We start from the raw sequence: 23,295 nt of genomic DNA, 5'->3' as shown, positions 1-23,295 counted from the left end.
TGTCGCCGGCTAGGCCGCCGTGCCGCTGCCGGCGTACTGCTCGCGGCAGGCGTCGGCCAGCGCCGCGCGGTCGACCTTTCCGTGCGGGCTGAGCGGGAGCCGCGCGATGGTCAGGAAGCGGGCGGGGACCATGTTCCGCGGCAGCGTCCGCAGCAGACGGGCGCGCACGTCGTCCGCGACGAGGTCGTCCCCGGACGGGACGAGGAACGCGGTCAGTTCGGCGTCGCCGGCGTCGGTGCGGGTGACCACCACGGCGGCCTCCCGGACGCCGTCCAGCCGGGCGAGGGCGCGCTCGACGTCGGTGGGGTCGATGCGCATGCCGCGCACCTTCACCTGGGCGTCGATCCGGCCGAGGACGACGAGGTCGCCGGCCTCGGTCACACAGCCGCGGTCGCCCGTGCGGTAGATCCTGACCGGCTCGCCGCCGGCCTCGATCGTGGTGAACTTGCGGTTCTCGGGGCCCGCGTTGAGGTAGCCCGCGCCGACGCCGGCGCCGGCGATGCAGATCTCGCCCTGCTCGCCCGGCCCGACATGGCGCAGGTCCTCGTCGAGGAGGTGGATGTCGGTGTTGTGGGCCGGCCTGCCGACCGGCGGGACGTCCTGTCCGCCGGGGCGGTGGCCGGCGAGGTCGTAGGAGGTCGCGACGTCCGTGCACTCAGCGACGCCGTACTGGTGCAGGAGGGTGCAGGTGTTGCCCTCGCGGCGCGCCCAGTCGGTGAGCCGCTCGGCCTTGAGCGCCTCGCCGCCGAACAGGACGTAGTCGAGCCGGGCGAGGGCGTCGCCACCGCGGGCGGTCTCCCAGTCCACCAGCACGTACAGGGTGCTGGAGGCACAGTGCACCACGCGGATGTCGTGCTCGGTCAGGACGCGGTAGGCCATCATGGCGTCGAAGTTGCGGCTGGCCAGGAGGTACTGGGTGGCGCCGCAGAACAGCGGGGTCATCAGGGCGCGCTGGGAGAGGTCGAAGCCGAAGGCGCTGACGACCAGGTTGTTCGACCCGCTGTGCAGGCCGTACTCCAGCTTCAGCCAGTTCATGAGGTTGAACCAGCCCTCGTGCCGCACCGCCGTGAGTTTCGGCGTTCCGGTCGACCCGGACGTGAAGACGGCGTAGCACACGTCGTCCCCGGTGACGTCGGTGTCGGGCGCGGTGGCCGGCAGGTTCGCCAGCTCTCCGGCGAGCCGTTCGAGGTCGACGGTCTCCACGCCCGCCGACTCGACCATTGCGGCGGTCGCCGGGGAGGTCACGATCAGGGCGAGGCCGGGGACCTGGCCCAGCAGCAGCTGGAGGCGTGCCGCCGGGTAGGCCGGGTCGAACGGCACGTAGGCCGCGCCCGCCTTCAGCGTGCCGAGGATGGCGACGAGCATGTCGGGCGAGTAGTCGAGGCAGACGCCGACCTTCGCGCCCCGGCCGTGTCCGCGGGCGGCGAGGAAGCGCGCGAAACGATTCGCCTTCGCGTCCAGCTCCGCGTACGTCAGCTGCCGGCCGGCGTGGACGACGGCGACGGCGTCGGGGGTGGCCGCCACGTGCGACTCGAACTGCTTGTGGACGACGGGCGCGGAGGGCAGGGCGACCCGCTTTCCCTGAAGGATCATCAACTGGCTCCGATGTGAGAGGTGTCCGGTGGGGCGGGCCGCCGGGCGTGGCGCCGCTAGGCGGTGCGCCGTTCGGCGGGGAGATCGGCGGTCTCGAGCATCCGGGCCACCCACTGGTCGACGGGCAGGCCGTGCGCTGCGGCCGCCTTCGAGTAGTGCTCGAGCTGGTCCGCGGACAGCTCGATGGTGAGCGTGGTGACCTTCTGCCGGCGCTTCTCGGCCGCCGACTCGGCCAGCCGCGGCACCTCCTGCTGCTCGTCGGCGCCGCCCGCGGGGGCCTCGGCGGTGTCGCTCTGCACGGCCAGGCTGGCGCGGACCGCCCGGCGCAGCTCGTTGCGCGACCACTTCTGCTGTTCGGCCTTGCGCAGCCAGTAGTCCTGCTCCGGCGGCGACAGGCGGGTCACCTCGGCGTGGTGGGCGAAGCTGAGGCTGTCGCGCCTGCGGTGGTGTTCGAACCGCCGGGCCACCCACGCGTAGTTGCGCAGGGTCTGGTAGTCCAGCCCGGTCCGCTCGATGGCCTCCTTGTACCGCCGCCAGCCGTAGGTGGTCTCCCCGTAGATCAGCCAGTCGGCGAGCCACCACGCCGAGGAGTTCACCAGCTCGCGCAGATTGCTGCCGATCCGTTCCCAGGACCGCTCCGGCAGGTTCTCCGGGAAGATCATTCCCGACTTCCGGACGGTGGCCTGGGACCCCACGAAGGACAGGACCACATCGCGCTGCGCGGGCTCGCCGCCGTTGGCCGCAGGCCCCGCGCTCGCGGTTCTCACAGCGCCCCTCACAACCTTCATCTCCCCACTCAGAGTGCTTGCCTGGAACGTGCCGGCCCGCGCCGCGGCGCTCAGTCCGCCATGGCCTCCCGCAGGCTCCTGGGACGCAGGTCGGTCCAGTTCTGCTCGACGTACTCCAGGCACTCGGACCTGGCCGCCTCGCCGAAGACCACCCGCCAGCCGGCGGGCACCTCGGCGAAGGCCGGCCACAGGGAGTGCTGCTCCTCGTCGTTGACCACGACGTGGAAGCGGCCGTTCTCGTCGTCGAAGGGGTTCGTGCTCACCTGGGCACCGTCCTTAACCGTCATGGTGTGACTCGGGATGGGATGTCGCCGGGCCGGTGCGGGACGGCACCGGGCAGGGGGCCGCCGGCCGGCGTGTCCGGTCGACGGGACACTCGGCTGTCCGGTCGACGGGACATCGGGCATCGGGGGCGGCCCCGGCGTTGCCACGTCACCGTAGGGACTCGGCCATCGGCGCTTCAAGGCCGGACTGGCCGGCCGGCGACCGGTCGCCCGGCCGGGTCCGCGGCCGCCCGGATCGTCTGTACTTCGCCGGGCTCCTGTGCCAGCATGCCGCCCTTTCGCCCGCAGGGGCGGCCCGGGCCGGCGGCCGGAAGACGGTCCGGCTGCCTCGCGTTCCGGGATGGGAACGCGGGGCAGCCGATCAGCCCGTGCGCGGTCCGCTCCGTTCGAGCGGCGGCGCGTGGCCCGGTGCCTTGTGGGCGGGGCCGCGGCCGTCGTACGGGCTTGGTGTCCCGTCCCGCCGGTGTGCCGACCCGCTCACCGTCGCGGGGCCCGTTCGAGATCCGCTCGATATCCGCTGGAGGCAGCGGGCGGTACCCGACGCCCGGCGTCCCAGGTCGGCGCCGTGCCGTCGCAGGACCGGTCGAGAACCGCCGCAGCCGCGGTGGGGGACGCCCGGTGCCCGCGCCCCGCCGGCCGCGACCCGCCCTAGGTGTACTGACCCGTGAGGTTGGGGACGCGGCTGGCGGGTGGTTGGCCTTTCAGCGCGGTGTGTCCGCGGTGGTGATTGTAGGTGTGCAGCCAGCCGGGGTATGCGTCGCGTCGTTCAGTCTCTGTGCGGTAGGGGCGGGCGTAGGCCCACTCGTCCAGCAGGGTGCGGTTGAAGCGCTCGACCTTGCCGTTCGTCTGCGGCCGGTAGGGGCGGGTTCGCTTGTGGGTGATCCCGGCTGTGGCAAGGGCTTCGCGCCAGTCGCGTGAGCGGTAGCAGGAGCCGTTGTCGGTCAGCACCCGCTGGACGGTGATCCCGGCCTGGGCGAAGAACGTCTGGGCCCGGCCCCAGAAGGCGGTTGCGGTTTCCTTCTTCTCGTCTGCGTGGATCTCGCTGTAGGCGAGGCGGGAGTGATCGTCGACGGCGTTGTGCAGGTAGCTGTAACCGACGCCGGAGCGGGTCTTGCGGCCGGCCTGGCGGCCCAGGGTCTTGTGGCCGCCGCCGTCGGGGATGTTGCCGAGCTTCTTGATGTCCACGTGCACCAACTCGCCCGGCGCTGACCGTTCGTAGCGGCGGATCACCCGCCCGGTAGCGCGGTCGAGATGAGCGAGACGGGCCAGCTTGTAGCGGGCCAGGACCCGGTGCACCGTGGACGGGTTCAACCGCAGCAGGTAGGCGATGCGGGCCGGTCCCCAGCGGCGCAGAACGCGGACCTTGATGATCCGCCGCTCGATGCGGGTCGGCATCCGGCGCGGGCTGGTGCGCGGGCGGCTGGAGCGGTCGCTCATGCCTGCCTCACCGGATCGACGGTAGCGGTCGGCCCACCGCTGGGCGGTGGTCGGCGAGACCTGGAAGCGTTCGGCGGCCCTGCGCAGGGTCCAGCCGTCCTCGACCACGCAGCGGGCCAGACGCAGACGGCCGGTCTCGGTCAGGGGTGCATTACGGTGGGGCACGAGGGCCTTTCTGTCGGTGTAGACGTCGCAATCCACACCGAACCGGAAGGCCCTCACTCATTTCAAGATCCCTCAGCCGAGATCTGGCTCCCTCGTCCACAACCTCCCGGGACAGAACACCTAGGGTGCGAGGACGCGTGGCCCGATCCGAGGGAGAGCGATGGACAGCACCCGACCCGCCCTGCGCCTGTTCGTCATGCACCACGCGGGAGGTTCGCACCTGCTGTACCGCACCTGGCCGGCCGCGCTCCCGGACACCTGGGACGTGCGCCTGCTGGACGCCCCGGGCCACGGCCTCCTGCTCGACCAGCCGCAGATTTCGGACGCCGGCTCTCTCGCCGATCATCTGCTGCGCGTCATCGAACCCCGTCTGACGTGCCCCTACGCCCTGTTCGGGCACAGCATGGGCGCCCTGGTGACGTACGAGATGACCCGGCGGATCGTCGACCGGGGCCTGCCGCTGCCGGTGTGGCTGGGTGTCTCCGCGCGCACCGCGCCGCAGCTCGGCCGGCCGGCCGAGCCCTACCGCGAGCCGTCCGACGAGGGACTGCGCACGCGTCTGAGGCTGCTCGGCGGCACGCCCGACGGGATCTTCGCCGACCCCGAGCTGTGGGCCCTGTTCGACCCGATCATCCGGGCCGACCTGCGCCTGGTGGACACCTGGCGCCCGGTGCCCGGCGCCGCTCCGCTGCCCGTGGCGCTGTCCGCGTACGCGGGCCGCGAGGACCACTCCGCCCCGCCGCCGCGGATGACCGGCTGGGCGGAGCACACCGAACGCTTCCTGGGCCTGCGGGTCTTCGACGGCGGTCACTTCCACTTCCAGGACGATCCCGGGCCGCTGCTGCGGCAGATCGAACAGGACGCGACGGCGGCCCTCGACGCGGCCGGCGCGGCGCGGTCCTCCTGACCCCGGCCGGCGTGGGGGGAGAGCACGCGGTTCCGCATCCTCGGTCTCGTGGACGTCCGGGACGAGCGCACGGGCCCGCGGATTCTGCCCACGGATGCCCGGCAGCGCGCGCCGGCGGGGACGCGGTGGTGATGGCCGGGCAGCACGTCCGGCCGCCGGCCACCCCTTGCGGGAGCGGTTCTGCGGCCTGCTGACGGCCGCCTTGTACCGCTGTGGCCGGCAGGCGCAGGCACTCGGCGTGTACGAGCGGGCGTACGGCCCCATGGTGCGCGAACCCGGTGTCGAACCGGGCTCCGCCCTGCGCGGCCCGCGCGCAGGAGGCACCCGTCGGCCCCACGGGCGCCCGAGCGTACTTCCACCCGCGCCCGACACGGGCGGCCTACGGTGCCGCCGACGGACCGCACACATACGTGCGGCACCCGACGACGGACCACGCAGAGCAACGGGGAGCGGGGACATGACGATACGGATGAGACCGAGGGCCTGCCTGGCCGGTCTGGCGGCCGCCGTGATCACGGCGACGGCCTTGACGGGCTCCGCCCGGGCGGCGCAGGACGCGGAGGCCCCGGCGGCCGGCCACGAGGCGACCCGGCAGGCCATCGAGGCGGCCGTCGAGGCCGGGGTCCCCGGTGTCGCCGCCGAGGCGCGGGACGCCGACGGCGTCTGGCGGACGGCGGTGGGCGTGGGCGACCTGCGGACGGGGGCGGCGCGCGGCGCGGGCGACCGGTTCCGCGTCGGCAGCATCACCAACACCTTCGTGGCGACGGTCCTGCTCCAGATGACGGCGGAGAAGAAGCTGTCGCTGGACGACACCGTCGAGCGCCATCTGCCCGGTGTGGTCACCGGCAACGGCAACGACGGACGCACGATCACCGTACGGCAGCTCCTCAACCACACCAGCGGCCTGTTCGACTACCTCGCCGAGCCGGCCTACTACCAGACGTACGTCCTGGGCGACGGCTTCCTCGAACGCCGCTACGACACCCTGACGCCCGGGCAGCGCCTGGAGGTGGCCCTCTCCCACCCGCCGCAGTTCCGGCCCGGTGCCCGGCACGCCTTCTCCCACACCAACGACCTCCTGGCCGCGCTGATCGTGGAGAGGGCCGGCGGCACCTCGTACGAGAACGAGGTGCGCAAGCGCATCATCGAGCCGCTGGGGCTGAAGGCGACCTCCCATCCGGGCGCGAGCACCGGCCTGCCCCGGCCGAGCGGCCGCGGGTACTCCAAGCTCTTCTTCGACACGCAGCCGGACCGGATCGACGACGTCACCGAGTTCCACGGCTCCCACGTCTGGGGCGACGGCGACGTCATCTCCAGCGCCGGCGACCTGAACCGCTTCTACCGGGCGCTGATGCGCGGCAAGCTGCTGCCGCCGCGGCAGCTCGCGGAACTGAAGACGACCGTCGTCAACCCCGACCTGCCGATCTCGTCCTACGGGCTCGGCATCGAGCGGCTCGAGATGAGCTGCGGCAAGGCCCTCTGGTACCACGACGGAGGCACGGTCGGCTCCCTCACGTTCGTCGCCACCACCGAGGACGGCGGCCACCAGTTCACGTTCAACTACAACGGCGACTGGGAGGTCTCCCAGCTGCTGCCCACCCTGAACGCCGAGTTCTGCGACACGACGTCCGGCTGACGCCGCGACCCGACCCCCACGACGTGTGAGAACGACGTGCCTGTCCTCCAGGAGGTTTCATGACCGTGCGAGCAGCCGTCGCCGGAGCCAGCGGCTATGCGGGAGGCGAGCTCCTTCGCCTTCTTCTGGCCCACCCCGAGGTGGAGATCGGCGCTCTGACCGGGCATTCCAGCGCGGGGCAGCGTCTTGGCACGCTGCAACCGCACCTGGCGCCGCTGGCCGGGCGGGAGGTGCTGCCCACCACCGCCGACGCCCTCGCCGGGCACGACGTCGTCTTCCTGGCCCTGCCGCACGGCCGGTCCGCCGCCGTCGCGCGGCAGTTGGGCGACGACACGCTCGTCATCGACTGCGGCGCGGACTTCCGCCTCGCGGACGCGACCGACTGGGAGAGGTTCTACGGCTCGCCGCACGCGGGCACCTGGCCCTACGGCCTGCCCGAACTGCCCGGCGCCCGTGCCGCGTTGGCGGGCTCCAGGCGTATCGCGGTGCCGGGCTGCTACCCGACCGCCGTGTCGCTGGCGCTCTTCCCCGCGTACGCGGCGGACCTGGCCGAACCCGAGGCGGTGGTCGTCGCGGCGTCCGGCACGTCCGGCGCCGGGAAGACGCCCAGGGCGGATCTGCTCGGCAGCGAGGTCATGGGCTCCATGCGGCCCTACGGTGTGGGCGGCGGCCACCGGCACACGCCCGAGATGACGCAGAACCTCAGCGCGGTGGCGGGTCGCCGGGTCGCCGTCTCCTTCACCCCGACCCTGGCCCCCATGCCCCGCGGCATCCTCGCCACCTGCTCCGCCGCGGCGCGGCCCGGGGTCGGCGCGGGCGACGTACGGGCCGCGTACGAGAAGGCGCTGGGCGACGAGCCGTTCGTACGGCTGCTGCCCGAGGGGCAGTGGCCGAGCACCGCGGCCGTGTACGGATCGAACGCCGCGCAGGTCCAGGTGGCCCTCGACCCGGCTCTCGGGCGGATCATCGCGATCAGCGCCATCGACAACCTCACCAAGGGCACCGCGGGCGGGGCCGTCCAGAGCATGAACGCCGCCCTCGGTCTCCCCGAGCACCTGGGGCTTTCCACGATCGGAGTCGCACCGTGAGCGACGCGCGCGCGGCCGCCGGGCCGCGGACGGCGGCGACGACCGCACCGCCGCGCCGCACGGGCGGCCGTGGCATCAGCCTCCCCCACTCTCGGCTCCGTCCGAGCGGGGGGACCCCCATCCGCGGCGGAGCGACCAAGGAGATGCAGTGAGCGTCACCGCAGCACGAGGCTTCACGGCGGCGGGCGTCGCCGCCGGGATCAAGCAGAACGGCAACCGGGACCTGGCTCTCGTCGTCAACACCGGGCCGCGCCACGCCGCGGCGGGCGTCTTCACCTCCAACCGCGTGCAGGCCGCCCCCGTCCAGTGGTCCCGGCAGGTCCTCGCGGACGGCGGGATCCGCGCGGTCGTGCTCAACTCCGGTGGCGCCAACGCCTGTACCGGGCCGCAGGGCCTGGCGGACACGTACGCCACCGCCGAGAAGGCCGCCGAGCGGCTCGGCCTGGACGCGACGGAGGTGGCGGTCTGTTCCACCGGGCTCATCGGCGTGCCGCTGCCCGTGGACCGGCTGCTGGCCGGCGTCGAGACCGCCGTCACCCACCTGTCCGAGTCCGGCGGCGAGGACGCGGCCGTCGCCGTCATGACCACCGACACGGTGCACAAGACGGCCGCCGTCACCCGTGGCGCGTGGACCGTCGGCGGCATGGCCAAGGGCGCCGGGATGCTCGCCCCCGGCCTCGCCACCATGCTCGTCGTGCTCACCACGGACGCCGACGTGGACAGCGGGGCCCTGGACCGGGTGCTGCGGGACGCCACCCGTGTCACCTTCGACCGGGTCGACTCCGACGGCTGCATGTCCACCAACGACACCGTGCTCCTGCTCGCCTCCGGGGCGGCCGGAGTCGTCCCGGACCACGAGGAGTTCGCCGAGGCCGTGCGCGCGGTCTGCGCCGACCTGGCCCGGCAGCTCGTCCGGGACGCCGAGGGCGCCGGCAAGGAGATCCGCATCGAGGTCGTGGGCGCCGCGAGCGAGGACGACGCCGTGGAGGTGGGCCGCAGCGTCGCCCGCAACAACCTCCTCAAGTGCGCCGTGCACGGCGAGGACCCCAACTGGGGCCGCGTCCTGTCCGCCGTCGGCACCACCTCCGCCGCCTTCGAGCCCGACCGGCTGAGCGTCGCCATCAACGGCGTGTGGGTCTGCAAGGGCGGATCCGTGGGCGAGGACCGCGCCCTGGCGGACATGACCGGTCGCGAGGTCCGGATCACCGTGGACCTCGCCGCGGGCACGGACGCCGCCGTCATCTGGACCAACGACCTCACCGCCGACTACGTCCACGAGAACAGCGAGTACTCATCATGAGCGCTTCACCGTCTCCTCAACCGGCTCCCGACCCCTCCGGCGTCGGCCCCTCCGGCATCGACCCCTCCGGCGAGCCCGCGGCCCTGCCCAAGGTCCGCGCCCTCGTCGAGGCCCTGCCCTGGATGGCGCGCCACCACGGCAAGACCGTCGTCATCAAGTTCGGCGGCAACGCCATGGTCGACGACGACCTGAAGGCCGCCTTCGCCATGGACATCCTCTATCTGCGCCACGCCGGCCTGCACCCCGTCGTGGTGCACGGCGGCGGCCCGCAGATCAGCGCACAGCTCGAGCGTCTGGGCCTGGAGTCCCGGTTCGAGAGCGGCCTGCGGGTCACCACGGACGAGACCATGGACGTCGTCCGCATGGTCCTCGCCGGGCAGGTGCAGCGCGAGCTCGTCGGACTGCTCAACGCCCACGGCCCGCACGCGGTGGGCCTCACGGGTGAGGACGCCCGCCTGATGACCGCCGTCAAGCGGTACGCGGTCAAGGACGGCCAGTCCGTGGACATCGGCCGCGTCGGCGAGGTCGCCCGCATCGACGCCGGGATCGTGCAGGACCTCATCGACAACGGACGCATCCCCGTCATCTCCTCCATCGCCCGGCCCGAGGACGGCAAGGACGCCGCCGAGGGGGGCGTGCTCAATGTCAACGCCGACACCGCGGCCGCGGCCCTCGCCGCCGCGCTCGGCGCCGAGATGCTGCTGGTCCTGACCGACGTCGAGGGGCTGTACCGGAACTGGCCGCACAGCGACGAGGTGATCTCCCGCCTGACCGCCGGCGAACTGGCCGAGCTGCTGCCCGGGCTGGCCTCCGGGATGATTCCCAAGATGGAGGGCTGCCTGCACGCCGTGAACAACGGGGTGCGCAGTGCCCGCGTCGTCGACGGCCGGGTCAGGCACTCCATCCTGATGCAGATCTTCACCGACGAGGGCGTCGGCACGGTGGTCGTGCCGGACGACGGCGTCGGCTGCGAGGGAGCGACGGCATGAGCGAGGGCGCGGACACCACCGGGGCGGGCAACGGGGCGCTGACCCGCCGCTGGCAGGGCGTCATGATGGACAACTTCGGCACCCCCCGGCTGCCGCTGGTCCAGGGCCGGGGCACCCGGGTCCGGGACGCGGAGGGCACCGAGTACCTCGACTTCGTCGGCGGCATCGCGGTCAACTCGCTCGGCCACGCGCACCCCGCGGTCGTCCGGGCCGTCAGTGAGCAGGTCGCCTCGCTCGGACACGTCTCGAACCTGTTCATCGCCGAACCGACCGTGCGCCTCGCCGAGCGCCTGCTGGAGCTCACCGGGCGCCGGGGCCGGGTCTACTTCGCCAACTCCGGCGCCGAGGCCAACGAGGCGGCCTTCAAGATCGGCCGGCTCACCGGGCGCCCGCACATGGTGGCGGCCACCGGCGGCTTCCACGGCCGCACCATGGGGGCCCTGGCCCTCACCGGCCAGCCCGCCAAGCAGCGTCCCTTCCAGCCGCTGCCGGGCGACGTCAGCCACGTGCCGTACGGGGACGTCGAGGCCCTGCGCGCCGCCGTCACCCCACGCACCGCGCTCGTGATGCTGGAGCCCGTCCAGGGGGAGAACGGCGTGATCGTGCCGCCGCCCGGCTATCTGCGGGCCGCCCGCGAGATCACCGCGGCGACGGGCACCCTCCTCGTGCTGGACGAGATCCAGACCGGCATCGGGCGCACGGGGCGCTGGTTCGCGGCCGAGGCCGAAGGCGTCGAGGCGGACGTCGTCACCCTCGCCAAGGGCCTGGGCGGCGGTCTGCCCATCGGCGCGACGCTCGCCTTCGGCGCGGCGGCGAAGCTGCTCACGCCCGGTGCGCACGGCTCCACCTTCGGCGGGAATCCCGTGGTGTGCGCGGCCGCCCTCGCCGTGCTGGACACCATCGAGCGGGCGGGCCTCCTCGACCACGTGACCGGGGTGGGGGAACGGTTGCGGCGGGGTCTGGAGACCCCGGGCCATCCGCTGGTGCGCGAAGTCCGCGGCGCCGGCCTGCTGGTGGGTGTCGTGCTCGACCGGGAGGTCGCCGCGCGCGTGCAGCGGGCGGCCCAGGACAAGGGGCTGCTGGTGAACGCGGTGATGCCGGACGTCATCCGGCTCGCCCCGCCGCTGACCGTGTCGGACCGTGAGGTGGACACCTTCGTCGACGGCTTCCGGGCGGCCCTGTCCGAGACGCTCGACGAGGCGCTGACGGCGGTCTGACCGGCGCCCGCACGGCCACGCACGGACCCGGCGCCCACGCGGCCACGCACGGGTCCGGCGCCCGCACGGCCACGCACGAACCCCGGCGCCCACGCGGCCACGCACGGGTCCGGCGGTGTCCCCTGCCGCCGAAGGCCCTGCCGCCGCCCGCGCCCACCCGTGCCGCCCCAGCGGCACGACTGCCCGTGGGTGGCGGCGGGGCCGGGGGCGCGTCCGGCGGGCCCGGGCACATGGCGCGGAGGCCTCGGCGTCCGGCCGCCACGGGCGCGCCCCGAGCCGCCCACCGCCTTCCGGCCGGTTCCCACCGGCCTGATCCGCCCACGGTCGGAACCGGACCCGCGGCCATGGGCCGTCCCGCCGACGCTGCCTCGGCCGCCCACGGTCGCAACCGGACCCGCGGCCATGCGCCACCCCACCGACACCGGCCTGATCCACCCACGGTCGAACCCACACCCGCGGCCCTGCACCGCCCCACGACACCGCCCTGCCTGCCCACGGTCGGACCCGGACCCGCGGCCATGGGCCGTCCCGCCGACGGGACAGTGCTCCGGGCAGTCACCTGGGCGGTCACGTACCGCGCCGCCGGCGGCGCACCGATGATGGCGCCGGGCGACCGGCGCCATGCCACAGAGATGTTCGCCGCGCAACCGTTCGAGCGCCGCTCCAGCCCTCCGGGCGAGACTTCTCGCCAGTTCAGTGCACCCTTCCCATGGAGGCATGATGGCGCGTCAGGCCGGTCAGACCGCGGGGTCGCGTGGCGGCCCGGCAACCGCTCTTCCGCAGGCCCCGGTACGGCAGCCGCGCGCCGCGGGGGCCGGGCCGCGCCGGGGTCAGGTGCTGACGACCAAGGTGGGCCTGCAGATGCCGACCGGGCTGGCCTACGACGAGTGGGAGCGGGCCGGGCGGCAGCTCGCCGACGTCCTCGACTCGTCGTCCTGGTGGCTGGGTGACTGGCTCGTGTTCGGCAAGGACCACTACACCGACCGGTACCAGCGCGGCATACGTGCCGCCGGCCTCTCGTACCAGACCCTGCGCAACTACGCGTGGGTCTCACGGCGTTTCGACCTCACCCGGCGCCGGCCCGCCCTGAGCTTCCAGCACCACGCCGAGCTGGCCTCCATGCCGGTCGAGGAACAGGACCGCTGGCTCGACCGCGCCGAGCAGCGGCGGTGGAGCACCAAGCAGTTGCGCGCCGCCCTGCGGGCCGCGCGCCAGAGCGAGCAGCAGCCGCTCGCTCCCACCGAGTCCAACCGCCGCCTGGAGTTCCCGCACAGCCGTCTTCAGTGGTGGCACAAGGCCGCGGAGCAGCTGGGCGTCGACTTCGAGCAGTGGGTGATGACCACGCTGGACAGCGCGGCCGCGAGCGCCCTGGAGGACCTCGGCACGCTGGAGGAGCACAAGGAGATCCCCGAGCTCATGGGCATCAAGGGCCTGGCCGCGCCGGCCGCGGCCGCCCCCGGGCAGAACGCGCGGCCCGAGGGGCTCGCCGAGCGGACCCGGCCGGTGGCCATCAGCGCCTGAGTCCTGGGCGCCCAGGACCACGGCACGTCACGGCAGCCGGCTCATCAGCCCCGCCGTCTCGCGCTTGTACACGCACGCGCTCTGCCCGAACGACTCCCGTACCCGCTCGCGCACCTCACCCGGTTGCTCCTGGCTGAGCTTGAACATGCCCTCGGCCCCGGTCACCGTGAACCGGAAGGCGCCCACGGCGGGCGCGAGCTTGCGGAAGTAGCCCAGCGACTCGGTCATGTCCCAGCCGTTGCCGAACGCCCCCTCGAAGGCGCGCACGGTGGACTGCACCACACCCAGCGTCTCCTCCATCGAGTCGATCTTCTCCACCACGCCCCGGACGTGCACCGCGGTGAAGTTCCAGGTCGGAGCGGCCGGAGTCTTCTCGTACACCGTGGGCGACACATAGGAATGCGGACCGGTGAACGTCAGCAGCAGGAGGCTGCCCGTCTCCAGCGCCGCCCAGTGCGGGTTCGCCCGGTTCATGTGCCCGAGCAGCGTGGCCCCCGCCAGGTCGCCGGACCAGTCGCCGGACGTCTCGGGGTCGAAGATGACCGGCAGATGCGTGGCGAACGGACCGTCCTCGGGGCTGCCATTGGCCACCGCGAGCGCCAATGGATTACCACGGATCAGGTCCACCATCCACGAACTTCCGGGTTCGCGGTAGAAGTCGGGAATGAACATCCGGATTCACCCTTTCCGTAATCGGCTCATCGCATGGCTCTGCCTCAGGGCATGACTGATCGCATTACTCCGGCTACTCCGGAAAAATCGTCATGGGCGCCGCGCCACGCGGAGATCGAGAATCCGTGCCGACCATATCTCCGTCCCGTCGACAGGACAACGCTTTCGAATGTCGAGCACCTCAGGAGAGGTTCTCGAACGGTCTTCAGGTCATCTTCTAGTTGCCTTTGAGATGGTCTCCGGGTGACACTGCAGAACGATCTCTCGGGCCACCGGCCGAGTTTTCCAGACGCAAGCGGGAGAATTTCTATGGGCATAACGGGTAGGCGTGACCAGGAGATCTACGATGTGGTCGGTATCGGGTTCGGCCCGTCCAACCTGTCGCTCGCGATCGCCCTGGAGGAACATGGGGCGAGCGCCCCGCAGCATCCGGTCAAATCCCATTTCTTCGAGCGGCAGCCCAGCTTCGGCTGGCACCGGAACATGCTGCTGCCGTCGACGACCATGCAGATTTCATTCCTCAAGGACCTCGCGACCTTCAGGAATCCGATGTCCCGGTTCAGCTTCGTCTCCTACCTGCACGCCTCGAACCGGCTGGTGCAGTTCGTGAACAACCAGGACTTCTTCCCGACCCGGCAGGAATTCCACCAGTACCTGGAGTGGGCGGCCGCCGGCTTCGGCGACCGGGTCACCTACGGCGCCGAGGTCACCTCGATCCGGCCCGCCACCGAGGACGGGAGCGGAACGCCGGACCTCCTCGAGATCGAGGTGCGCACCGGCGACGGCACCACCAGCCGGGTCACCGCACGCAACGTGGTGGTCTCCACCGGCCTGGTGCCGCGCCTGCCGGAGGGCGTGACCGCCGACGAACGGGTATGGCACAGCTCGGAGTTCCTGGGCAGGTTCAACGCACAGGACCCTGACGGCCTCAAGAGCGTGGCGGTGGTCGGCGCCGGCCAGAGCGCGGCCGAGATCACCCGGTTCCTCTACGACTCGCTGCCGCACGCCCAGGTCTGCGCGGTCATCCCGTCCTACGGCTACTCCGTCGCCGACGACACCCCCTTCGCCAACGAGGTGTTCGACCCCGGCGCGGTGGACGAGTACTACTTCGGCACCGAGCAGGGACGGGACGCGTTCTGGCGCTATCACCGCAACACCAACTACTCGGTGGTCGACGCCGACGTCATCCGGGCGCTGTACCAGCGTTCGTACGACGAGCAGGTGCGCGGCAGCCGGCGACTGCACTTCCGCAGCCTCACCCGGGTCGCCGAGGTCAAGCGCGTCGAGAGCGAGACGCGGGTGATGCTGCGCTCGGTGCTCGACGACCGGACGGATGAACTGGCCGTCGACGCGCTGGTGTTCGCCAGTGGTTACGACGGCCTGGACCCGGCCCACCTGCTCGGCGACTTCGACCGGCACTTCCTGCGCGACGCGGCGGGCAGGCACCGGGTGGAACGCGACTACCGCCTCGTCACCGCGTCGGAGCTGACCTGCGGCGTCTACCTCCAGGGCGGGACCGAGCACACCCACGGCCTGTCGTCGGCCCTGCTGTCGAACATCGCGGTACGCAGCGGCGAGATCGCCGATTCGATCGTGCTGCGGCGCGCCGAGCGGGAGCTGGGGCGCACCCGCCCCCTGGAGGAAGCGTCCTCGGCCGCGTGAGGCGGGCACACACCGTGGGGCGGGGCCCCGGTGCTGTGTGCCGCAGCACCGGGGCCCCGCCCCCCGTCGGTTCCGGGAGGCGCCCGCTCACCGCACGCGGTGCCGGCGGGAACCTCGGCCCCTCGGGCTCAAGTGCCGTTCGAGTGCCGTCCGAGCCGGCCGCGATTCCCTTTCGAGAGGAGGACCGCGGGCCGCGCAGCCCTTGCTAGGCCGCGTGTGTTCGGGCCGCGTCAAAGCACATGTCCGCCGGTCACAGGGGCCGGCCCGCCCGTGGCCTGGGTCCTCGACGGAAGGAGTCGTGCCATGAGCGCCAACCGCCCCGTCGGCGGCCTCGTCCCCGGCGTGCGAGGTTCTCATGCCCGTCGGCCGGACGGTCGTCAGCCGGCCGGGCGGACACGCCATGGCTGACGAGCACACCAACCGAGCGAAGGCGAGGGCAGTGCCCGTGACGCACACACCCGCGGTGGATCTCACGCCTCAGCTGGCCGCCCTCGGCCACGAACTGGCCGTCGCGGCCGGAACGGACGGGGACGAGGCCCGGGAACTCGCCCGCCGCCTCGCCGTCTCCCTCCCGCCCGAGGCCCGGCGCGTACTGCTGAGCGCCCTGGCCGAGGCCGAGGCGTCGCACGAGAGCGACCACCCCGCCGGGCCCGAGGCCAGCCCCCCTCGCTCCCGCCCGGGCGTCCTGCCGACGTACCAGGAGCCCGGGCCGGGCCGACCGGCCGGCCATGCCGAGTCCGGCGGCCTCCAATCCGACGGCCTCCGGTCCGACGGTCCCGAGTCATGGCCGGCGCCCCGGAACGATCCGCCCGACGCTCTCGTCCGCCTGCGGTTCGCCGACGCGATCACACTCGGACGGGCCGGCGTCGCCTTCGGCGCCGGATCAGGCCCGGGTCTCGGCGACGCGTGGAGCGATCCGGAGACGCTCACCCTCCAGATCTGCGGCGACGCCGGCGTCGACACCCTGCGGGCGGTGCTCGCGGTGCTCGACTCGGCGGCGATCACGCCCGAGGCGCTCACCGTGCACACGCACGAACTCGACGACATTTTCGCCGCGTTCACCAGCCTGCCCTGAGAGGCCGAGCCACCGGTCAGGCCGAGCGAGGAGAGCGCGCCAGCGGGCCGAAGACGCACGAAGCCCCGGCCGCCGTCACGAACGTGCCGCCGTCGACACCCCGTCCGTCAGCACCGGTACGACGGAGGTGGAGTCCGCGTCGATCGCGATCTCCACGTCGTCGATCGCCACGTCGTCGGCGACCCCCGCCCGCACGAGCCGGTCCACGCCGTACGAGCGTGAGGTGGTCCACGGCCGGCCGCACCCGGTCTGCGGCCGCACCGGCCGCTCCCGTCCCGGACGTCGACGCGCCCGCCCGCGTCAGTGACGTCAGGCGGGCGCGGACAGGGAGGGGATGTGCACGGCCGACTCTAGGCAGAGGGCGGCCCCGAGTCCCTCGGGCCGTACGGAACGTCGAGTTCGGCTGAAGCGGTGCTCCACCTCACGCCGCTGCCGCCGGGTCGCGGTCGTCCCGGTGTTCCTGCTGGGCGGCGTAGACCGCGAGGAAGGCGGCGAGCCCTCGCACTCCGGCGTCCGGCCCCAGGGGCGTGACCGGCCCGCCCGGTCCGAGTCCCCGCGACAGCGTGCGGTGCGCTTTCAGCGCGGCGGCCACCAGCTCGCCCGCAGGGCGGTGGGAGTGGGCCGTGTCGGCGCAGGCCATCGCCAGCGCCTCGGCCCGGGCCCGGGAGGCGATCTCGTCCCTGCGCAGGTGCGGTTCCTGGCGGTGCGGTACCGGGTTGGTCTCGGAGTCGGGCATGGCTGCCTCCTCGGCGTCGGCCGCTCTCGGTTTCAGGTGCTTCCCTGGTGCCTGGTGCCTGGTACATGGGCGTGCGGTACGCGCGGTCGCTCAGGCCAGGTCGTCGCGGGTCACTCGACGGTGCGCGATGCGCCACTCGCCGTGGGCGCGGACGAGGACGTCCGCCATGACGCACACCCGCAGGACCTTGGGACCGTCTCCGCTCGGCGTGACGTACACCAGGGCCGAGCAGCGGGTGTGCACCGACCCGTCCGCCTGGGGCTCCGCGTCGAGCATGCCGACCCAGTGGGTGAGGCGGCCGCCGGCCCGCCGCTGCCGTGCCGCGCCGGCGCGCGCGTAACGGGCGAGCCCGGCGCGGGCAGGCACCGGCTCGGACAGGGCGGGCAGTTCGAGGACGGCGTCCTCGGTGAAGGTGCCGGCCCAGCGCTCGGTGTCGTGCGCGTCCAGGATCCGCATCTGGTGCGCGTAGAACTGCTGCACCTGCGCGTACAGGGCGGCGAACTCCTGGCTGGGAAGCGTGTGTGGGGCGGTGTCCACCAGTTCGACGGTCATTGATCGCAGCCTCCGCTTCCGTCCGTGTCCTCGGGGTGGTGAGGGACGTCGAGGGGAGCCCGGGTACTCCAGGGAATCCGAACTCGGTACGGACAGTCTTCGAGGCTCGGATCGAGCATCTTTCGAAAACTCCTCAAGCGCTCCCGCCCACGGGGGTCTTCCGGTGGGCGGCCTGCCGCGGCAGGCCGCCGTGCGCGACCCCGCGGGATCGCGCACGGCGCGAAAGGCGCCGAGGTGTCCTTCGCCCGGCTCACCACGCAGGAGGCCGCCCGGGAGTTCGCCGCGGCGTACCACGGGGCGGTCAGGGCCGGTGCCCTGCCGCGCTGCTCGGCCCGCCGTCGTGCCCGGGCCGATCCGGTCCGGGCACGACGAACGGGGCACGCCGACAGGGCGCGGCGCGGACCGCTGCCGTCCTGCCCTCCTGATGGCCCGGTGAGAGGTGAGGCGAGCCTGGACTGCCCTCGGCCACTCCCGCACGCCGGCGGCATCGCGTCCCCGCGATCCGGACAACCCGACGCGGCACGGGTGGGGCGTCGGCGGGCATCCCGGAGGACGCGCGAAGAGCGCGGGGAGACCAGGAGCGGTACGGCGGAACGGTGACGGCGCAACCGGGTGCGTACGGCCGGGCCGGGGCACTCGGTCAGGCGGTCGCGCCGCGCGGCACCGGTACGGACAGGTGCATGAGCGCCTGGGCCGCCAGGCGGTAGCCGAACGCTCCCAGGCCGACCACGACTCCGCTCGCCAGCGGGGCGATCACCGATTCGTGCCGGAACTGTTCGCGCGCCCATACGTTGCTGAGGTGCACCTCGATCCATGGCGGCGCGTAGCTGGCGAGCGCGTCGCGCAGGCTCCAGCCGGCGATCATCAGGGCGCCGGGATTGACGATGGCGCCGACGGTGGTGTCACTGTGCTCGTGCAGGGCGCCGACGAGGTCCCCTTCCGAGTCGTGCTGTATCGAGAGCACGTCCCATCCGCGGACGCTCACCTCTTCGGCGACCGCCGCCTGGATGTCGGCGAGCGTGTCGGTGCCGTATATCTCCGGCTCACGCCGCCCGAGAATGCCCAGATTGGGACCGTTCAACAGAAGTACGACGCTCAAGGTGGCCACCTCGGTATTCACATTCACCCGCGGACTCCGGACCGCGTTCATGCTGTCGCCGCCGTTCGCGTCGCGCCACCGTCGGAGCCGACAGTTCGAGTGGCTTTCGAGCCCGCCCCGTGCCCCCACCCGGCATGCCGCTCGAAGGCCGGTCGTGCTCCGCTCAAGACCCCCCACAGCCTGCGCAGTCCGGCGCCGCCGCTGTCGTGTCCCCGCCCTACCCTGTCACTCGGACAGCACGGCCACCATGACAGGAGACGTGATGCTCGATTCTCCGCTTCGCCTGCGGCTGCCCCCCGCTTTCTCCGTCATCCGCGTCTGCCGGAGAAACTCCTGCGAAACCGTCCGCCTGTCCGAGTCCTCCTTTTCCGCCTGGTCGCGCGGTGAGCTCGAGGAAGGCATTCGCCTGGCGAGCGCCACCGGCCGGGCGGAGTCCGCGTGCACCGCGGACTGCCAGGGCTCGGCGAAGATCTGGTACGCGGCCCTGCTGGTCGGAATCCGCGATCTCTCCTCCGGAGCGCGGGCGCTGGCCGACGTGGACAGGCTGGCGGCGGCCCGGCCCGAGGCCGGCGGCCTGGAGACGGCCTCGCTGCTCTGTGCCGCGGATCTCGCGTTCGCCAAGGGCGATGTCGACACCGCTGTCGGTCTCGCGCGCAAGGGCGTCGACCGGGCGCGGCGAACCGGCCTGCACCGCTTTCTGCCCGATGCGCACACCGTGATGGCGCTGAGCGCCCTCCGGCAGGGCAACATGAGCCTGAGCAGGGAGTTCGCGAATCAGCTGCGGGACTGCGCCCTTCTCGGCCAGACGGCCCAACGGCCGGGTCAGTGTGCCTGGGCCGCGGCTCAGCTCCTCGAGGTGCAGGGCGGCGCGTCGAGCGCTGCCCAGCTCATCGTGGGCATCGTCACGGACGACCGGCTGCTGAGGGAACTGCTGGCGTCACAGCCCGCCGCTGCCGCCTGGCTCGTTCGGGCCACCCGGAAGCTGGGGGACGAGGCGCTCGCCCGGCGGGTGGTCGCGGAGGCCTCCGCGCTCGCCGCGCGCAACCGCGGGCTGCGTTCCGTGGTGGCGGCGGCGCTGCACGCCGGCGGGGTCCTGGAGAGGAATCCGGACAAGGTCGTCGCTGCGGCCGCCTCGCATCTGGACCCGTGGGCCGGTGCGTCCGCCTGGGAGGACGGCGGGAAACTCCTCGCCGCGCGGCCCGCGGAGCGCGAACGGGCGCTCCAGGCCTTCGAGTCGGCGGTGGACGGCTACACGGATGCCGCGGCGCCGCGGGATGCCCGCCGGGTCGTGAGCCGGCTTCGCTCGCTCGGAGTGCGGCGGGGCCGCTATCCGGAGTACACCGGCCAGGACGGCGTGAACACCGGCTCGCTCACCAACACCGAGGCCGCCGTGGCCGAGCTGGTGAGCCAGGGGTTCACCAACTCCCAAGTGGGTGAACGCCTGTTCATCTCCGGTCACACCGTGGCCTTCCATCTGAAGAAGATCTTCCGGAAGATGAACGTGACCTCGCGGGTGGAGCTGACGAGGGCGTGGAGCCAGTTCTCGAGCACGGCCGCCAGGAGCGCGCAGGCTCGCTGAGGAGCACCCCTCAGGGGTGCGGGACTGTCACGGCGGTGGCCGCGAGGCCGCGGTGGACCGCCCACCGTCCCGTGAAGTGCGTGAGCCGCCGGCCGCCCACGAGCGGCCCCGGGACCAGCAGCCCGGCCCGGAAACCTCCCCGCGGCGGTGTTCCCGGCGCGGTCTGGAACTCGATGTCCGCGTCCATGAAGTCGAGGCGGTCCCCGGTCAGCGGGAACCACGCCTTGTAGACGGACTCCTTGGCGCTGAACAGGAGTTGGTCCCAGTGCACGGCGGGGTGCCGCGCGGCCAGATACTCCAGACGCCGCTGCTCGGAGGGCAGCCGGACGGCCTCCAGGACGTCCTCCGGGAGCGGGGCGTGGGGTTCGGCGTCGATGCCGACGGAGACCAGGTCGGTGGCGTGGGCCAGGGCGGCGGCGCGGTAGCCGTCGCAGTGGGTCATGCTGCCGACCAGGCCGGGCGGCCAGCAGGGAGCGCCGCGGGAGGAGCTCGGGACGGGCCGCGGCGCGTGGCCGAGTTCCGCCATGGCGCGGCGGGCACAGGCTCGTACGGTGGCGAACTCCCGGCGGCGCAGGTCGACCGCGTCGGCCATGAGCGCCTGCTCCTCCGGGTAGAGGGGCGCGGTCTCGTCGTCGCCGTACGTCTGCGCGACAGCCACCGGTGCGGGGAGCAGTTCCGCGATCACAGGATGCGGCGCGGCTTTCCCGGCGGGCTTCGGCGCTGCCGCCACTCGCGTGGGTAGCCCACGGACACCTCTTCGAAGCGGACGCCCTCGTGGTAGGTGGTCCGCGGGATGTGGAGATGCCCGTAGACCATGGCGGCCACCCGGAATCTGCGGTGCCAGTCGGCGGTCAGCCGGGTGCCGCACCACATGGCGAACTCCGGGTACCACAGCACGTCCGTCGGGTGCCGGTGGAGCGGGTAGTGGTTGACGAGGACGACGGGCAGGCCGTCGGGGAGTTCGGCGAGCCTGCGCTCGGTCTCGGCGACCCGGGCCCGGCACCATGCCCCGCGGCTCGGATAGGGGTCGGGGTGCAGCAGGTTCTCGTCGTTGCAGAGCACGCCGGTGCTGTGCGCGTAGGCCAGCCCCTCGTCCGCGGTGGCGCACCCGGCGGGCAGGAACGAGTAGTCGTACAGCAGGAACAGCGGTGCCACGGCCACCGGGCCGTCCGGTCCGTCCCAGAGCGGGTAGGGGTCCTCGGGCGTGGTGATGCCGAGGTCGCGGCAGAGCTCGACCAGGTGCTCGTAGCGGTCGACGCCGCGCAGGGTGACGGGGTCGCTCGGGTGGGTCCACAGCTCGTGGTTGCCGGGGGCCCACAGGACCTTGCGGAAGCGGGAGGCGAGGGTCTTCAGGCACCACCGGATGTCGGCGACGGTCTCCGCCACGTCCCCGGCCACCAGCAGCCAGTCGTCGTCCGATTCCGGTGCCATCCGCTCGACCAGGGCTCTGTTGTCGGCGTGGCTGATGTGCAGGTCGCTGATGGCCAGCAGCTGTCCGCCGCCGTCGGCCGTCCTGGTCACCTCTCGCCCCCTTCCGGCGCCGGTGTCGCTCGGCAGCACGGCGCGCCGTGCGGCGCCCGGGGCCCGGTGTCCCGGCCGGGCCCCGGCGTGACGGCACCGTGCGCCCGCCTCGCTGTCCGCACCGTCACACCGAGGCGGGCGACGCGGGCGACGGGGACGCCAGGTCGCGTGTCTTCGTGCCGGTCATGCCCATGTCCGACTCGGCGTTATCGTCGACCCGGGCCATGGCGACCCGGAGTATGGGCGGCGCCATCAGCGAGGTCACGATCGCGACGAGGATGATGATGGTGTACGTCTCGGCCCCGAGGATCCCGAGTTGCAGGCCCACCATCGCCACGACGACCTCGATCACCCCGCGGGCGTTCATGCCGGCGCCGATCGCGAGGGCCTCCCAGCGGCCCAGTCCGCTCATCGCCGCGCCGACGTAGGCTCCCACGAACTTGCCGAGGATCGCCACGGCCAGTACCACGCACGCCGCGGCCAGGACGGTGGGCCTGGCCAGCGCGGTCAGGTCCATCCGGAGACCGGCCGTGGCGAAGAAGACCGGTGCGAGGAAGGCGAGGACCGCGGTGCGCAGCGGGGCCAGCTTCTCCCGGTCCAGTTCGCCGCTCGTGGCGATCAGGACGCCGCACACGAAGGCGCCGAAGACCGCCTCCAGCCGCAGCGCCTGCGTCGCCGCCGCGCCGAGCAGGACGATCAGCGTCGTCACCGCGACGGTGGGCGTCGACGACGAGGAGCGGCCCGCCGCGCGCAACGCCCACTTCACCAGGGGGCGTCCCACGAGCCAGGCGGCCACCACGACGGCCACGGGGTGGAGCAGGGAGGCGGCGATCGTCCCGGTGCTCAGTCCGGCCGTCGCCATCGCCGACACGATGGAGAGCAGGAACCAGCCGACGATGTCGTCGATGACGCCGGCGGCAAGGGTCAGCTGCCCGACGTCGCGGTGCAGGAGGTTCATGTCCATGAAGGTCTTGGCGATCACCGGGATCGCGCTGACGCACAGGGCCACGCCGAGGAACAGCGCGAAGACCGTCGGGCTCGTGTCGCCCGCCATGAGCGATGCGGGCAGCAGGAAGCCGACGCCGACACCGAGCCCCAAGGGCACCAGCAGACCGGCGAGGCTCACCCGGAGCGCCGTGTGCCGGCGCCGTCGGACGAGGTCGAACTTCAGCTCCATGCCGGTGATGCCGACGAGCAGGATGACGCCCACCTGACCCACCGCGTCGAGCAGATGCTGCTGGCCGGGATCCTTCGGCAGCAGCCAGTCGGCGAGGTCGGGCCATACGTGACTGAGGAGCGAGGGGCCGACGATCACACCGGCGAGCAACTCGCCGACGATGGCGGGCATCTTGAACCGCGCGGCCAACCGCCCCAGGGCGAGGGCCAGAAACAGCAGGACCGACAGCTGGAGGAGGAACACCAGCAGCGAGTGGTGGGGGATGGTCGGTACCGGAGCGGCAGCGAGTTCGGTCAT

At 72.8% G+C, this 23,295-nt stretch carries 22 protein-coding genes and 1 pseudogene; 11 read left to right on the top strand and 12 right to left on the bottom strand.

Annotated features, from left to right (window positions below):
* Nucleotides 1-9 precede the first annotated feature (9 nt).
* The 4 genes from QQS16_RS36380 to QQS16_RS36365 form a co-directional block, all read right to left on the bottom strand.
* Nucleotides 10-1,593: an amino acid adenylation domain-containing protein gene (locus QQS16_RS36380; protein ID WP_286066789.1), complete on the bottom strand. Its 1,584-nt coding sequence runs from the start codon at nucleotides 1,591-1,593 to the stop codon at nucleotides 10-12.
* Between the two features lie 56 nt (nucleotides 1,594-1,649).
* Entirely contained in the window at nucleotides 1,650-2,360 is a 711-nt protein-coding gene (locus tag QQS16_RS36375; protein WP_286066788.1) for an LmbU family transcriptional regulator, read from the bottom strand.
* Nucleotides 2,361-2,431: 71 nt separating this feature from the next.
* On the bottom strand, nucleotides 2,432-2,644 hold the full coding sequence (locus QQS16_RS36370) for an MbtH family protein (RefSeq protein WP_286066787.1): 213 nt from the start codon (nucleotides 2,642-2,644) through the stop codon (nucleotides 2,432-2,434).
* Between the two features lie 669 nt (nucleotides 2,645-3,313).
* Nucleotides 3,314-4,267, bottom strand: a complete 954-nt coding sequence (locus QQS16_RS36365; protein ID WP_286060349.1) for an IS481 family transposase — start codon at nucleotides 4,265-4,267, stop codon at nucleotides 3,314-3,316.
* Between the two features lie 160 nt (nucleotides 4,268-4,427).
* On the opposite strand from QQS16_RS36365, the gene QQS16_RS36360 reads away from it, so the two are divergent.
* From QQS16_RS36360 to QQS16_RS36325, 8 genes and pseudogenes are all read left to right on the top strand, one after another.
* Nucleotides 4,428-5,174: a thioesterase II family protein gene (locus QQS16_RS36360; protein ID WP_286066786.1), complete on the top strand. Its 747-nt coding sequence runs from the start codon at nucleotides 4,428-4,430 to the stop codon at nucleotides 5,172-5,174.
* A 94-nt stretch (nucleotides 5,175-5,268) separates the two neighbouring features.
* Nucleotides 5,269-5,466: pseudogene (locus QQS16_RS36355) on the top strand (BTAD domain-containing putative transcriptional regulator); the annotation flags it as partial.
* A gap of 165 nt (nucleotides 5,467-5,631) precedes the next feature.
* A complete protein-coding gene (locus QQS16_RS36350; RefSeq protein WP_286066837.1) occupies nucleotides 5,632-6,810 on the top strand; it encodes a serine hydrolase domain-containing protein in 1,179 nt (392 codons plus the stop codon).
* A 59-nt stretch (nucleotides 6,811-6,869) separates the two neighbouring features.
* Entirely contained in the window at nucleotides 6,870-7,898 is a 1,029-nt protein-coding gene (gene argC, locus QQS16_RS36345) for an N-acetyl-gamma-glutamyl-phosphate reductase (RefSeq protein ID WP_286066785.1), read from the top strand.
* 148 nt (nucleotides 7,899-8,046) lie between these two features.
* Nucleotides 8,047-9,198 (top strand): bifunctional glutamate N-acetyltransferase/amino-acid acetyltransferase ArgJ, encoded by a 1,152-nt coding sequence (gene argJ / locus QQS16_RS36340; protein WP_286066784.1) that lies wholly within the window; start codon nucleotides 8,047-8,049, stop codon nucleotides 9,196-9,198.
* Nucleotides 9,195-10,187, top strand: a complete 993-nt coding sequence (gene argB, locus QQS16_RS36335) for an acetylglutamate kinase (RefSeq protein ID WP_286066783.1) — start codon at nucleotides 9,195-9,197, stop codon at nucleotides 10,185-10,187. The genes argJ and argB overlap by 4 nt, the downstream gene beginning before the upstream one ends.
* Entirely contained in the window at nucleotides 10,184-11,404 is a 1,221-nt protein-coding gene (locus QQS16_RS36330) for an acetylornithine transaminase (RefSeq protein ID WP_286066782.1), read from the top strand. The genes argB and QQS16_RS36330 overlap by 4 nt, the downstream gene beginning before the upstream one ends.
* Before the next feature lie 717 nt (nucleotides 11,405-12,121).
* Entirely contained in the window at nucleotides 12,122-12,925 is an 804-nt protein-coding gene (locus QQS16_RS36325) for an LmbU family transcriptional regulator (protein WP_286066781.1), read from the top strand.
* A 27-nt stretch (nucleotides 12,926-12,952) separates the two neighbouring features.
* Here the strand turns inward: QQS16_RS36325 and QQS16_RS36320 are convergent, their stop codons facing one another.
* The gene (locus QQS16_RS36320) at nucleotides 12,953-13,597 is read right to left on the bottom strand and encodes an FMN-binding negative transcriptional regulator (RefSeq protein WP_286066780.1); all 645 of its coding nucleotides are present in this window, start codon (nucleotides 13,595-13,597) and stop codon (nucleotides 12,953-12,955) included.
* Nucleotides 13,598-13,906: 309 nt separating this feature from the next.
* On the opposite strand from QQS16_RS36320, the gene QQS16_RS36315 reads away from it, so the two are divergent.
* Together QQS16_RS36315 and QQS16_RS36310 are read left to right on the top strand one after the other, a co-directional pair.
* Nucleotides 13,907-15,259, top strand: a complete 1,353-nt coding sequence (locus tag QQS16_RS36315; RefSeq protein WP_286066779.1) for a lysine N(6)-hydroxylase/L-ornithine N(5)-oxygenase family protein — start codon at nucleotides 13,907-13,909, stop codon at nucleotides 15,257-15,259.
* Between the two features lie 463 nt (nucleotides 15,260-15,722).
* Nucleotides 15,723-16,334 (top strand): hypothetical protein, encoded by a 612-nt coding sequence (locus QQS16_RS36310; protein WP_286066778.1) that lies wholly within the window; start codon nucleotides 15,723-15,725, stop codon nucleotides 16,332-16,334.
* Nucleotides 16,335-16,409: 75 nt separating this feature from the next.
* On the opposite strand, the gene QQS16_RS36305 is transcribed toward QQS16_RS36310, so the two are convergent.
* From QQS16_RS36305 to QQS16_RS36290, 4 genes are all read right to left on the bottom strand, one after another.
* Entirely contained in the window at nucleotides 16,410-16,595 is a 186-nt protein-coding gene (locus tag QQS16_RS36305; protein ID WP_286066777.1) for a hypothetical protein, read from the bottom strand.
* Between the two features lie 160 nt (nucleotides 16,596-16,755).
* Nucleotides 16,756-17,070 carry a hypothetical protein gene (locus tag QQS16_RS36300; protein WP_286066776.1) on the bottom strand — a complete coding sequence of 105 codons (315 nt, stop codon included), beginning with the start codon at nucleotides 17,068-17,070 and terminating at the stop codon, nucleotides 16,756-16,758.
* A gap of 90 nt (nucleotides 17,071-17,160) precedes the next feature.
* Nucleotides 17,161-17,622, bottom strand: a complete 462-nt coding sequence (locus tag QQS16_RS36295) for a nuclear transport factor 2 family protein (protein ID WP_286066775.1) — start codon at nucleotides 17,620-17,622, stop codon at nucleotides 17,161-17,163.
* Nucleotides 17,623-18,262: 640 nt separating this feature from the next.
* Nucleotides 18,263-18,721 (bottom strand): type II 3-dehydroquinate dehydratase, encoded by a 459-nt coding sequence (locus QQS16_RS36290; protein ID WP_286066774.1) that lies wholly within the window; start codon nucleotides 18,719-18,721, stop codon nucleotides 18,263-18,265.
* A 262-nt stretch (nucleotides 18,722-18,983) separates the two neighbouring features.
* Here QQS16_RS36290 and QQS16_RS36285 point away from each other — a divergent pair, with 262 nt between their 5' ends.
* Nucleotides 18,984-20,300 carry a LuxR C-terminal-related transcriptional regulator gene (locus QQS16_RS36285; RefSeq protein ID WP_286066773.1) on the top strand — a complete coding sequence of 439 codons (1,317 nt, stop codon included), beginning with the start codon at nucleotides 18,984-18,986 and terminating at the stop codon, nucleotides 20,298-20,300.
* Nucleotides 20,301-20,310: 10 nt separating this feature from the next.
* Here QQS16_RS36285 and QQS16_RS36280 read toward each other — a convergent pair whose 3' ends face one another.
* From QQS16_RS36280 to QQS16_RS36270, 3 genes are all read right to left on the bottom strand, one after another.
* Nucleotides 20,311-20,985, bottom strand: coding sequence for a 4'-phosphopantetheinyl transferase family protein (locus tag QQS16_RS36280; RefSeq protein WP_286066772.1), 675 nt, complete (start codon nucleotides 20,983-20,985; stop codon nucleotides 20,311-20,313).
* Nucleotides 20,982-21,821: a metallophosphoesterase family protein gene (locus tag QQS16_RS36275; RefSeq protein WP_286066771.1), complete on the bottom strand. Its 840-nt coding sequence runs from the start codon at nucleotides 21,819-21,821 to the stop codon at nucleotides 20,982-20,984. The genes QQS16_RS36280 and QQS16_RS36275 overlap by 4 nt, the downstream gene beginning before the upstream one ends.
* A gap of 124 nt (nucleotides 21,822-21,945) precedes the next feature.
* The gene (locus QQS16_RS36270) at nucleotides 21,946-23,295 is read right to left on the bottom strand and encodes a cation:proton antiporter (protein WP_286066770.1); all 1,350 of its coding nucleotides are present in this window, start codon (nucleotides 23,293-23,295) and stop codon (nucleotides 21,946-21,948) included.

The sequence above is a fragment of the Streptomyces sp. ALI-76-A genome (assembly GCF_030287445.1).
Classification (GTDB): domain Bacteria; phylum Actinomycetota; class Actinomycetes; order Streptomycetales; family Streptomycetaceae; genus Streptomyces.
The sequence above is the reverse complement of the archived record's forward strand: the minus strand, read 5'-3'. Positions and strand labels throughout refer to the sequence as shown.